Here is a 12,064-nt window from a genome sequence, read left to right as displayed (position 1 = left end):
GGCAACCGACTGGACTGGACTGGACTGGACACCATGCCGACATACCGCTTCCCCTCAGCCCCGGACGCATACTTCGAGGACTTTCTCCAGAAGTCGGAGCAGATCAGGAACGAGCGGCTCGCCGCGGCGATCCCGAAATCCCTGATCGAGCCGCGGGTTGCCCGCGGGTTATTGGGCTTCGCCGTGAGCTGGGCACTCTATATCGGCGCGGTCGTGAGCATGAGCTTCGCCCCGTACTGGCCGCTGTACCTGCCGCTGCTGATGGTGGCCGGGCTGGGCGGGTGGGGCCTGCACTGCATCGCCCACGACTGCGGGCACAACTCCTTCTCCCGATCCCGCTGGTTCAACATTGCCGTCGGGCATGTGTCGCTGCTGCCGCTGATCTATCCTTTCCACGCCTGGCGGCACGCGCACAACATGCACCACACCCACACCAACAACCTGGAGCTGGACACCGACTGGCGGCCCATTCCGGCCGCGCTGTATGACCGGATGCCGCGCTGGGAGAAAATGATCTATCATGGCACCCGCACCTGGGCGTTCTGGGGCGGCACCATCAACTACTGGCGGGTGTCCGGGTTCCGGCCGAGCTTCTTTCCGAAGAAGGAGATGCGCCGCGACGCCCGGCGCTCGATCCTGTTCGTCGCGGCGGTCTGTGCCGGGTACTTCCCGGTGCTCGTCTACTACACCGGGGCGACCGGGTTCCTGCTGTACTTCGTCGGCCCGTGGCTCGCCACGCATGCCTGGTTCAGCGCCACCACGCTGATGCATCACAGCTCCCGTGATGTGCCCTACCTGACATCCGAGCACTGGACCCGCAATGCCAGCCGGCTGCTGCTCACGACGGACTACGCCTACCCGCGATGGCTGCTTTTCCTGACCCACAACATTTCGATCCACACCGCACACCATGTGGCCCCGGTTGTCCCGTTCTATAACCTCACCAAGGCACAGGCCGCTTTGAAGCGCGCCTACCCGGGCATGATCCGGGAACGTGAGGTGAAGATACGGCACCTGTGGCACATCCTCCGTCGCTGCCATTTCTATGACACGGCGTCCGGCTTTTACATGGACTTCTCCCGAGCGCATGTCCCGCCCCAGGAGCGGCGGACGGTCAAGGAGCTTCCGCAGACCGTCGGGGCGGGCTCGTGACACCGGTCGCGATCCGCCGCCTGGGCTACAGCGTGTTGCGGTCGGTAGCACCCGTTCGAGCCGGGCGGCTGGCCGCCGACACCTTCAGCGACACCCGCCCGCTCGGGGTGTACCCCGACGATGTATCGCCGCTGGGTGCTCGCGGCTTTCGGGTGGACGGTGAGCCCCGGGTGCGCGGCGGCTACCTGTGGGGAGACCAGGGCCCGACTGTCCTGCTCGTGCATGGCTGGGGGGCTGACAGCAGCAGCATGCACGGGCTGATCAGCCCGCTGCGGCAGCGGGGTTTCCGGGTGGCGGCGTTTGACGCCCCGGGGCACGGCGTCTCCGCCGGCTCACAGGCGACGATGACCGAGTTCACCCGGGCAACCGGGACGGTGCTGGACACCCTCGGCGGGGTGCGGGCGGTCATCGCCCACTCGCTGGGCTCGATCGCCGCGGTCGGCGCGCTGGCGCCACGTCCGGCGATGCCCGTCGACTGCCTCGCCTTCGTCGCCCCGGCCGCCTCGCTGGCGGGTGTCCTTGAACGGTGGTCGGCTGGTCGGCCGGAAATGTCCCGGCCGGTCGTCGACCGTATGTACGCTGAGTTGCACCGGCGTAACGGGGTGCCGGTCAGTCACTGGGACGTGGTGGGGCTGGGGCGGACGTTGGACTGCCCGAAGCTGGCGATCCACGACCCCGGCGACCCGGTGGTCCCGTTCTCCGACGCCGAAGCCATCGCCGCGGGCCTGCGTACCGTACGTCTGGCGGTGGCCCCGGGCCACGGCCACCTCGGCATTCTCATGGCGGCCCGGGTGACGGCCGCCGTCTCGGCCTTTGTGGCCGAGCACGTCCCGCCCAAGCACGTCGTGTCAGCGCACGTTCCGGAGAGTGAGGCATCGGTCGGATGAAGCCGGAAACCATGGTCAGAGGCAAGGCGTGGATGTGCCTGGTCTGCGGCTGGACCTACTACGAGGACCTGGGGCTGCCCGACGAGGGCATCGCGCCGGGCACGGCCTGGGGAGACATCCCCGACTCCTGGACCTGCCCCAACTGCGGGGTCGGCAAGAACGACTTTGTCATGGCCCCACTGTGACTCTGCTGTATGCGGAACCTGCCGTTGTCAGGGCCGGGTCAGGACGTCGCCACCGGCTCGGTGTGGGAGACGAGCGCGCCGCGACCGGTTGGCGAATGCAGACCTGACCCGGCGGGCTCCCCGCAGTGCCGGCACACCAGCACCGGATCCAGGACCTCACCGCAGGTGTGCCGCCAGCGCACCGGCGGGTCACCGGCGTTCAGGTGCTGGTCGCCCCACTTCATCAGGCTGAGCAGCACGTCGGTGAGGTTTTTCCCGGCGGGCGTCAGATGGTATTCATAACGTGGCGGATGATCGCTGTATTGTTCCCGCCGGACAATGCCGACGGCCTCCAGCTTCCGCAGCCGTACGGTCAGGATGTCGCGCGGCGCCCCGGTACTGCGCACAATACCGTCAAACCTGCGCACACCGAGCATGAGCTCTCGGATGGCCAGCAATGTCCAACGTTCGCCAACCAGGTGCAGAGTGTCGGCGATGGAACATTCACGCGGATCCGGCCCTTTCGGCATGGATCTATTGTACGGGCCATCGACAGGGCCGTTCCCGTCATGCCCGCGACGAGACCGGGTGAGCGCCCTGCCAGCCGACGGGCCATCGCCATCCGGATGTCTGATTTTCCTGTTATATACGGTTATGAACCATTATCATTCATTGTGATCAGGTCGGGGAGTGCCCGCGGGGGAGAAGTAGGCACGCGGCCGCACCGGCGGCGATCGCGGCCAAGGTGAACAGCCAGCCGCTGTCGTAGGCGTGTACGGCGACCGCGACACCCTCGCCCCGGGCCGGGGCCAGGGCCGCGACGAGCATCGCGACACCGAGCACGGTGCCGAGCTGGCGGGCCATGGTGACCACCGCCGAACCGGTGGAGAAGCTCTGTGGCGGCAGCGCGGTGACGGCCGCGCTGATCAGGGTGGGCAGGGTCAGGCCCACCCCGACACCGGTGAGCAGCATGCCCGGCAGCATCCCCCGCAGATAGGTGGGGTCAGGCTCGAGCAGCAGCGCCCACCAGGCAATCCCGCAGCCGAAGAGAACACAACCGGCTGCGGCGACAAAGCCCGCACCGATCCGCCGGGCCAGCGGTCCTGCGCCGACGGCCAGTGCCGGCACCATGAGCGGTCCCGGCGCGATCGCGAGGCCGGTACGCAGTGCCGACCAGGTCCAGACCTGCTGGCACCACAGGATGATGGACAACAGCATCGCCGCGAACGCGACGGAGAACAGGAGCGCGGCCAGGGCCGCGCCCCTGAACACGGGCACCCGCAGCAGCGGCAGCGGCAGGATCGGCGCCGGGTGACGTGCCGAGCGGTACACGAACACGACGAGGAGAACCACCCCGGTCACCAGCGAGACGAGCGTCCTTCCCGAGGCCCAGCCCCAGTCCTGGCCGCGGACCAGGCAAAGGGTCAGCACGGCGATCGCCACGATGAAAACACCCGCACCGGGCAGGTCGGGGCGGGCGGCGTTCAGCCGCGCGGGAGTACGCGGCAGGATCCCCGGACCGAGGAGAAGGACGGCGAGGCCGAAGGGAAGGTTGACCAGGAAGACCCATCGCCAGTCCAGTTCGGTCAGCAGGCCACCGACGACCGGGCCGACCGCGGCGGCCAGGCCGCTGATGGCCGTCCAGGCCCGGACCGCGGAGCCCCGCCGCTGCGGCGGGGCGGCCGCGAGCAGGAGCCCCAGCGAAGCGGGGATGAGCATGGCCGCGCCCGCGGCCTGGACGGCCCGAGCGGCGACCAGCGCCCAGACGCTCGGCGCCAGCGCGCACAGCGCCGAGGCCACGGTGAAGACGCCGATACCCCACAGGTAGGCCCGCCGCGGGCTGGTGCGGTCCGCCAGGCTGCCTGCCGGTACCAGCAGCGCGGCAAAGAGCACCGCGTAGGCGTTGAGCACCCAGGACAACGAAGCCAGGGACGATCCGCCGAAGTGTGTGCCGATCCGCGGCAGCGCCACGTTGACGATGAACAGGTCGAGGTTGGACATGGCCACGCCCGCGGCGACGACGGCGAAGACCGGGCCGAGGCGCACGTGGGCCACCGAGCGGCCCGCGGCGGCGGTACCCGTGTCGGTGGGAGACGCGTCGGTGGTGGCGGTGAGCGCTACGGAGACCGGTGGGGATGCGTTGGCGGCCTCGTTGTCCTGAACGCTCACGGATCCCTCACAGGTGAGTTGGCAAACACAACTGATGTGTTGGAGGGTACGGTACCGGCGGTCGGCGTGAGAAGCGACCCCAGGAAGGCTCGGCCCGACGTACGGAGCCAGGAAAACAAAAACAGCCGCTCACTGTCATGGTCATCTGGTCCTGGACGCCTCCGCGTCGAGGAACTGGTTGGCCTGGAGAGTGAACAGCTCGCGGTAAATGCCGGACCGGGTCATCAGCCCGGCGTGCGTACCCTCGTCGACCACCAGGCCGTCGTCGAGGACGTAGATGCGATCGGCGGTGCGGACGCTGGCGAGCCGGTGGGTGATCAGTAGAACCGTCCGCTCCCGTGCCAGCTCGCGAATCAGGTTGAACAAAGCCTGCTCGGCACGGGCGTCGAGGGCCGCGGAGGGCTCGTCCGCAATGAGGAATGGCGCATCCCGATAGACCGCCCGCGCGCAGGCGATCCGCTGCCACTGGCCGCCGGACAGGTCGTGCCCGGCGTTGTACTGGCGCGCCAGGGACGTATCGTAACCATATGGTAACTTTCCGATCACTTCGGCTGCGCCGGTCGCCTCCGCGGGGGGGATGACGCTGTCCGGCCCGTCCGTGGCCAGGCGCCCGATCCGGCCGACGGCTATGTTGAGCCGGGCCGACATCGGCCACTGTGTGTAGCTTTGCGGGATCAAACCGATATTCGACCGGACGCTGTCCGGGTCGACCTCGGCGAGAACGGTGTCATCCCAGCTCACTGTGCCGGAGTCCGGCTCGTACAGGCCTGCGAGGATCTTCGCGAGCGTGGATTTGCCGCTGCCGTTGGCGCCTACGAATGCGACGACCTCGCCCTTGCGCAGCTCCACCGTGACCCCGCGCAGCGCCGGGGTGTCGGTACGGGGGTATGCGTAGGTGACGTTGTCGGCTCTGATCACTGTTGGGTTGGCCGGCGCCAGGCGTGCCCGGGGCCGGGGCACCCGGCGGGTCGCCTCCGCGATCCAGCTCCGGTACTCGCCGAAGTAGAGGAAGTTCTCATAGGCGCTGTTGAGGCTGTTCAAAGCCGAGGACAGGGCGCCCCGGCCGTTACGGATCGCCAACACCGCCGTGCCCGCGGCGGCGAGCGGCATGATGCCCGTGTTGAGCAGCACGATCAGCGTCCCGTAGACAGCGCCCAGCGCGAGCCCTGACACGGCCTCGCCGGTCAGCCGGTACACCGCTTGCCCGCGGCCGACGCGCACCTGCTCGGCCTCGTGCTCGCGGGCCAGGGCGGTGTACTCGTCGAGCAGGAACCGGCCGAGACCGAACGATCGGATCTCCGCGGCGCAGCCGCGTTCCGTCATGTGGTGCCGCAACATGTACTGGCGCCTGACCGGGCGGATGTGACCCAGCCAGGACGCGTGCGCGAGCCTGGCGGAACGTACCGACGCCCAGCCGTCCGGCACGATCGAGATCACCAGCAGCGGTAACAGGACGGGGTGCAGCACACCGAGGACGCTGCCGGCGGCAGCGATCTGCACCCCCGAGGTAAGCACGTCGACCGTGTTGTCGACAAGTTGACGCCCGCTCGCGGCACCCCGCTCCGCGGCATCGAGATCGTCGACGAACCCGGGGTCGTCAAAGGCCATCACGGAGGTACGGGTGGCCAGCTCGAGCAGCCGGATGAGCGAGACACGGTCGACCCGGGGACCGAAGCGGGTCCGCAGGAAATTGTTGACCATCGACAGTCCGGTCCGGACAATCCCAGCGCCGACGACGAGCGCGAGCGCGGGCAATGCCGCCATCAGCCGCCGCGGGGTCGGCCCCTCCCTGAGCAACGCGCCGAGCGCGCCGGCCACCGCAAGCAGCCCACCAGCCTCCACAATCCCGGACAGCACCCGCAGGGTGACCATGGTGATCAACCCAGCCCGGTCGGACTCCCAGGCCAGCGACCAGGCGAGTCGGAACAGCCCCGGCAGCCGCTTGGCCATGATGAGAAAACCGGTCTGTGCCAGCGTCCGGTCGTGCTTCGACCACGGCCGGGAGGTGGCTTCGTCCTCCCGGCCATAGGTCAGGACGGGGTCGCGTGCCAGCGGCGGGCTGCCGGCAGGTTCCGGGGCTGGTGCGTTCGGCGAGGTGGGCGTACGTGCGGACACGGGCTCTTCCAGGGACGGTGGCGTGTCTCGCTGGGGCAGAACAGGACTGCTGTCGGCAAGGTCTCGATCCACAGTTCCAGCCTCGATGACAGCGAGGGCACGCGTCCCGCCTTCAAAAGATCGATCTTTGTCATCCGTGGTCTCGCGCCGTGGTCTTGTGCCCGAACAAGCCGCACCGCCACGGCGGTCGTGCACGACCGCCGTGGCGGCTCCATGGCCTGTGCCCTACGGATCTCGCCAAAAGAGTTAAGAAGCTCCGGCAATAGGACTGTCCTGTTTCGCGCCGCCCGGTCGGCGGCTCGCGTGCCTCAGCCCCGCGACGCCGCGACGGCGTTGGTTACCTCGCGGTGGATGGGTGTGCCGGACGGCGGCAGCCCAGCCATCGTCATACAGGCTCGGCCCAGGATACTCGAATATCGCTGTCGTTCGCATGCGGTTATCCAGCCCCAGCTGGTATCTCGATTACTTCGAGAATTACTTCGAGATTCGCTGGACCGCGGCGGAGCCGTCCGGTGCGGGGCTCTTCGCGGGGACTGGCCTGTCAGCCACTCCGTCGTGCGCCGACTGGTTGTGCGCTGACTGGTTGTATGACGACCTGGCGGGCCTCGGCCCGGCCCGGGCACCGCTGCTCCCTACCGCCTCCCAGCAGGTGAAGCTTCTTCCGGCACGGAACAGAAGGAGCCGAACGGCCTGCGGTCGGCTGCCATCTGGCTCTGCCGCGCGGACATTTTCCTCTTTTAAAGAAATTGTGTCCGCGGTTCAGTGAACCTGTTGGCTGTGTACCAGCGCAACCTCGGGCAACAAACATGGTCGATGGCCTCCGGTTGGCCCCTCCTGCGAAAGCGAGACCTCTGGTGAGTATCTACGACGCTATCGGCGGCGCAACGGCCGTGCAGGCCACGGTCGACGAGTTCTACGTCCGGGTGATGGCCGATCCCAGTCTTGCCCCCTTCTTTGCCAATCGGGACCTGACTCGCGTCAAGGCGCATCAGCGGGCGTTCATCGCCGCGGCGATCGGTGGTCCCGAGATCTACCAGGGGCGGGACATGGCTGCGGTACACGCCGTGTTCGGCGCCACCAACGCACACTTCGACGCGGTGGTGGATCATCTGGTTGCGGCATTGAAAAGCCTCGGCGTCCCGGCGGAAACCACCAGCCAGATCGGAGCCGCCCTTGCCCCGCTGCGTTCCGAGATTGTCTCGGTATCATCGTAGCAACTCATGTCATAAATGACACCGCCGGAGTGATATGGCGGGCCTTGTCAGCGCAGCCTGCGCCGTGCGGCTCATTGCGGAATAAGAGCGCCTGGCAATAGGAGTGTGGATCAAGGAGCGGGGCTGGGGTGCGTGCATCGCGAGACCGACGAGCCGGGGTACCCGTGCATCGCGCGGCGATGGATGGGGAGCGATGACGTGAGGTGCGCGCCCCAACCCCGCGCTGCCGCGTCCCCGCGCTGCCGCGTCCCCGCGCTGCCGCGTCCCCGCGCTGCCCCAACCCCGCGCTGCCGCGTTCCCTGTTGTTGATCGCTACAGGGTAGCGGTTCTGGGTGCCGGCGGTGATCGCGGTAGACAAGCCAGCGGGGATGCCAGTCGCACCCCCATCCGCCGGGAAGGGCTCAAGGTCAGGCGCCGACCGGCGCGGCTCCGAGGAGATTCAAGATCATTTATTGCCCGCCGGCCTGACGGGACCCTTGCGTCAGCAACGGTGCGAGCCGTGTAGAGTCTGTTTCGTTGCAGGTCCGACAGGGCATGCACGTCCGGGTGGCGGAATGGCAGACGCGCTAGCTTGAGGTGCTAGTGCCCTCTAAGGGCGTGGGGGTTCAAGTCCCCCCTCGGACACGTACACTAGGTCCACGGATGATCTTGGTGTTACTTCGGCCAAGATGGTCTCTGTCTTGTGGTCGTACGTCAGCCGCAGGCCGAGCTGCCGGTAGACCTCGGCCTTGTCGATCGGGTCCGCGTCGTGCAGGGCCGCGAGCAGCCCACCGAGACCGTCGACCAGCTCTGTGATTTTCTGCTGGGTGAGCCGTCGTCGGGGTGTTACTTGGCTTGGCGCTACCCGTTGCAGTGTGGCGAGAGCGTTCGCCCGTTCGGCTTGGACATCGGCGATCCAGACCGTGACGAGAGTGGGGTCCGCGCCCGCTTCGAGCGCGGCGCGGTGTCGGGCGAGCTTGCGGTCGCAGTCGGCGATGATTGCCCGGTGGACGTCGATCTCCGGGCTCATGCGCGGCTGCGCGATGTCCAGCGCGGCCAAGTTCTCCTCGACGCGGGCTGGGGCGAACGCGGTCGCGAGCCAGCCGTCGAGCGCGGGGAGTACGGCGTCCTCGCGGATGTAGACGGCAAGTGGATGGTCGATGCTGTTCGCGACGGCGTACTCCTGTGGGTAGCGGCAGCGGTAGTGGGCACGTCCGTGGTTCCAGTTGCCCTGCATCCGACGTCCACACTGCTGGTGAACCATCAGGCTGCGCAGCACGTACGGGTGGTGGTTACGTGGGCCGAGGCGTTCGGATGTCGGTCCACGGCGGGCGAGTCGTTGTCCAGCGGCGGTGAAAGTGGCTGCGTCGACGATGGCGGGATGGGTCGGACGGTCGGACCAGATCCACTGCTCACGGTTGTTCCAGGTCAGTTTCGTCTCGTAGCCGAGCGCGACGTCATTGACGTCGAGCAGCGTCTCGGCCCGGCGTTGCTTGTTCCATACTTGATGGCCGGTGTAGCGCGGGTTCGTCAGGATCGCCTGCACAGCGCTCTTCGACCACGCCTTCCCGCTGCGATGCCGGTTACGGGCCGGGTCGTATGCCGACGGCGACAGGATGCCTTCTCCGGTCAGCGTCTGCGCGATGAGGAAGATACCCATACCATTCAGGTACAGGGTGAAGATCCGTTCGACTACCGGTGCCGTGACTGGGTCGCGGGCCAGGATATGTAGTCGTTTGCCGTCGGCGGCTTTGGCGGGGTTGGGGTGGGGTCCGGCGTCGGCGAGCTGGTAGCCGTAGGGGGGTCGTCCGCCGAGGTAGCGGCCTTCGACTTTGGCTTGGGCGGCCATCGCTGACCGCACCCGGATCTTGATGCGGTTGCGTTCTCCTTTCGACATTCCGCCGAACACGGACATGATGAGGTCGTGGGCTTCTGATGTCGGGTCGACTGGTCCGCCGACTTCGGGTACCCACAGGCCGACGCGGTAATGCTCGAAGACGGGGAAGGTGAGGGAGAACTGGTTGCCGTAGAAGGCCCGGTGTGGCTCCCCGATCACGACCGCGTTGAACCCGCGTGTCGGGTTCCGTAGGTCCTCGAGGAGTTGGCTGGCTTGGGGTCGGCGTTTCCAGGGGATCGATCTGGACTGGCCGATGTCGAAGTACTCGGCGGCGATCTCGCCGTGGGCTTCGGTCAGGGCACGGGCGCGGGTGAGCTGCCACGTTCGGGAGGACTCGGGGTCCTGTTGGTCTTCGGTCGATACCCGTCCGTAGAACGCGAATTTCATTGTCAGGCCACTTTCGTGTCAGTGTCGGGCGGCTTGTCGGTTGGCGCGTGTCGTGTTGTGCGAGCGGCTTCCAGGTTGTGGAGCAGCCGTAGGAGTGCGGCGGCGAGGGTGGGTGTTATGGCCGGTGGCTGGTCGGGCAGGATCACCGTGATGGCGCGGCGCGTGCGGGGTGTCATGGTCTTTCACCGTTGACCATCAGGGTGATCGGTAGTCTTACGGTAGGTGGAGACGGTTTCTCGATCGAGGCCGGGCCTGCTAGATTCCGCCGCCTTGGCCGGGGTGATGCTGTCCGGGCTTTCGGCGCGTAGGGCCGCGAGCAGGAGTGTGGCCCGGTCGGTGGAGCAGCGGTGCCCGTGTTGGCGGACCCCGCGGGCGAGTGCCGTGCGTGTCAGTGGGCGGCGCTCGTGGGCCAGTTCCGCCGCCACTTCCCGTCCGACCGATAGGAGATCGGCCGGTAAGCCGGTGGGCATCGAGCTGTCCTCGGTCAGGGGGCCTGGCCGGTCGGACCGGTCGGACCGGTCGTCGGTGGTCTCTGAGCGGGGGATGGTGCCTACCGGCGGTGTTGATGTTGGGCGGGTTGCCTTGAGGCCGGCGACGAGACCGAACGCGACAACCGGCCATAAGGCCATCACCGGCACCCAGAAGCCGGGCGGGCCGGTCAGGGTGTGTGAGCCGGCAGCGGTGAGGTTCCCTGCGCCGGACATCGCGACGCCAGCAAGCAGTGTGGTCACCGGCCATCGGACGGGGGAGCCGGTGCGGTGGCGGTGGCGGATCTCGATGACCGAGGCGAGGGCCATCAGTTCGACGGACGCGGCGATCAGCCACGATGCCCAGTCGGGTTGTCCCGCCCAGCGGGCAACGTCGTGGATGTGTACGAACGCGACGAGGAACACCCCGGCGGCCATCACCACCGGCAGTGTGGCTCCGAGGACCGTCTCGGCGGAGATGCGGCGTCGGCGGTCAGCCGGATGTCGTTCAGCGGCTATCGGTGGTCCGGCACGCGTTTCGTCGTGATCGGGTGATGTCGGGGTGGTCGCCGTGCGGATGTCCAGACCATCGGCGTGATCGGTGTGAGGAGGCACAGGTGAGGTCATTGCCGGCTCTTTTCCGGTAAGAATTATGCGGCGAGGTGTCGGGTCTGGGGTGTGGCGACGGCCGAGAGTGCCACGCCCGCGAGATCGGGTGGTATGGCGTTCCCGATCTGGGCGAGCTTGGATGACAGGGGACCCTGCCAGGGATAGTCCTCGGGGAAGGATTGAAGGGTGCCGAACTCGGCGACGGTGAGGTTTCCGGTGTCGCCTTTCCATCGGCCAGTCTTCTGAGCGTCCGCGACGGTGAGACGGGAGGAGGCGCCGCCCCATGCATTACCTCGAGTCGTCACTGTGAACGACGGCCGATCGATGAATCCGCGGCTGATTCCGTCGGCCATGGAGCGCCACGGCCGCACCCCGGGTTGGTCACGTGAGCATCGAGCCCGGTAGCGGCTGTGGGTCGCGGCCGGTGGGCGGACGGGACGGTTGCCGCGGACAGCGAGGAGGAACGCGCGACGGCGGTTCTGCGGCACCCCGTATTCTTCGGCGGCCAGTATCCCTGTCCATGTCGTGTAGCCGGCACGGCGTAGCTCGAACGCGAATCCCTCCCAGATAGATAACACGCCGGGAACTTCCTCGCAGGCGATCCATCTCGGCTGTATGCGGCGAGCGAACCGCATCGGCTGGTAGACGAGCTGCCCTCGGGGGTCGTCGATCCCACCACCTTTCCCCGCGGTACTGAACGGCTGGCACGGCGGGGAAGCGATCAGCCCATCGACGCCAGCGTAATCATCCGGACGAACTCCGGCGACGTCGTCTTCGACCGTCACGAAGCCCGCGGCGCGGCGGGTTTCGCAGGTACAGGGGTCCCACTCGATACCGATTTCTTCGAGGCCGAGGCGGGAACAGGCCAACGACCAGCCACCCGCGCCAGAGAACAGGTCAAGAACTGTCGACATCTCGTTCTCTCCTTGCCAGTCTTTCTAACACCAGGACGCATAATTTCCAGGAGGACGAACAACAAATCCCAGCTAAGGACCCCCCATTCGGACGGCGGGAGCCGGGGGTA

At 67.4% G+C, this 12,064-nt stretch carries 11 protein-coding genes and 1 tRNA gene; 5 read left to right on the top strand and 7 right to left on the bottom strand.

Annotated features, from left to right (window positions below):
• Positions 1–33 precede the first annotated feature (33 nt).
• The 3 genes from MJ777_RS14790 to MJ777_RS14780 are packed head-to-tail and all read left to right on the top strand — an operon-like array spanning position 34 to position 2,224.
• Complete coding sequence (locus tag MJ777_RS14790) at positions 34–1,152, top strand: fatty acid desaturase (protein ID WP_239405232.1); 1,119 nt, start codon at positions 34–36, stop codon at positions 1,150–1,152.
• Entirely contained in the window at positions 1,149–2,039 is an 891-nt protein-coding gene (locus tag MJ777_RS14785; RefSeq protein WP_239376874.1) for an alpha/beta fold hydrolase, read from the top strand. The genes MJ777_RS14790 and MJ777_RS14785 overlap by 4 nt, the downstream gene beginning before the upstream one ends.
• Positions 2,036–2,224: a rubredoxin gene (locus MJ777_RS14780; protein ID WP_239312292.1), complete on the top strand. Its 189-nt coding sequence runs from the start codon at positions 2,036–2,038 to the stop codon at positions 2,222–2,224. The genes MJ777_RS14785 and MJ777_RS14780 overlap by 4 nt, the downstream gene beginning before the upstream one ends.
• Positions 2,225–2,262: 38 nt before the next feature.
• On the opposite strand, the gene MJ777_RS14775 is transcribed toward MJ777_RS14780, so the two are convergent.
• From MJ777_RS14775 to MJ777_RS14765, 3 genes are all read right to left on the bottom strand, one after another.
• Positions 2,263–2,733, bottom strand: a complete 471-nt coding sequence (locus MJ777_RS14775; RefSeq protein WP_239312290.1) for a helix-turn-helix domain-containing protein — start codon at positions 2,731–2,733, stop codon at positions 2,263–2,265.
• A gap of 148 nt (positions 2,734–2,881) precedes the next feature.
• Positions 2,882–4,372 (bottom strand): MFS transporter, encoded by a 1,491-nt coding sequence (locus tag MJ777_RS14770; protein WP_239346807.1) that lies wholly within the window; start codon positions 4,370–4,372, stop codon positions 2,882–2,884.
• A 141-nt stretch (positions 4,373–4,513) separates the two neighbouring features.
• On the bottom strand, positions 4,514–6,487 hold the full coding sequence (locus MJ777_RS14765; RefSeq protein WP_239312289.1) for an ABC transporter ATP-binding protein: 1,974 nt from the start codon (positions 6,485–6,487) through the stop codon (positions 4,514–4,516).
• An 854-nt stretch (positions 6,488–7,341) separates the two neighbouring features.
• Here MJ777_RS14765 and MJ777_RS14760 point away from each other — a divergent pair.
• Positions 7,342–7,701, top strand: a complete 360-nt coding sequence (locus MJ777_RS14760; RefSeq protein ID WP_239312287.1) for a group 1 truncated hemoglobin — start codon at positions 7,342–7,344, stop codon at positions 7,699–7,701.
• 540 nt (positions 7,702–8,241) lie between these two features.
• A tRNA-Leu gene (locus MJ777_RS14755) sits at positions 8,242–8,325 on the top strand.
• On the opposite strand, the gene MJ777_RS14750 is transcribed toward MJ777_RS14755, so the two are convergent.
• The 4 genes from MJ777_RS14750 to MJ777_RS14735 are packed head-to-tail and all read right to left on the bottom strand — an operon-like array spanning position 8,291 to position 11,954.
• Positions 8,291–9,964 carry a recombinase family protein gene (locus tag MJ777_RS14750; protein ID WP_239376872.1) on the bottom strand — a complete coding sequence of 558 codons (1,674 nt, stop codon included), beginning with the start codon at positions 9,962–9,964 and terminating at the stop codon, positions 8,291–8,293. The two genes, MJ777_RS14755 and MJ777_RS14750, sit on opposite strands and share 35 nt — an antisense overlap.
• A gap of 2 nt (positions 9,965–9,966) precedes the next feature.
• Complete coding sequence (locus tag MJ777_RS14745; RefSeq protein WP_239376870.1) at positions 9,967–10,140, bottom strand: hypothetical protein; 174 nt, start codon at positions 10,138–10,140, stop codon at positions 9,967–9,969.
• Between the two features lie 6 nt (positions 10,141–10,146).
• Positions 10,147–11,058 carry a DUF2637 domain-containing protein gene (locus MJ777_RS14740; protein WP_239376868.1) on the bottom strand — a complete coding sequence of 304 codons (912 nt, stop codon included), beginning with the start codon at positions 11,056–11,058 and terminating at the stop codon, positions 10,147–10,149.
• Positions 11,059–11,081: 23 nt separating this feature from the next.
• Positions 11,082–11,954, bottom strand: a complete 873-nt coding sequence (locus MJ777_RS14735; RefSeq protein ID WP_239376866.1) for a DNA cytosine methyltransferase — start codon at positions 11,952–11,954, stop codon at positions 11,082–11,084.
• Between the last annotated feature and the right edge of the window lie 110 nt (positions 11,955–12,064).

Origin of the sequence: Protofrankia sp. Cj5, assembly GCF_917627405.1 — a bacterium.
In the GTDB taxonomy this organism is placed as follows: Bacteria; Actinomycetota; Actinomycetes; order Frankiales; family Frankiaceae; genus Protofrankia.
Note: the sequence above shows the minus strand (reverse complement) of the source record. Positions and strands in the feature narration are given on the sequence as shown.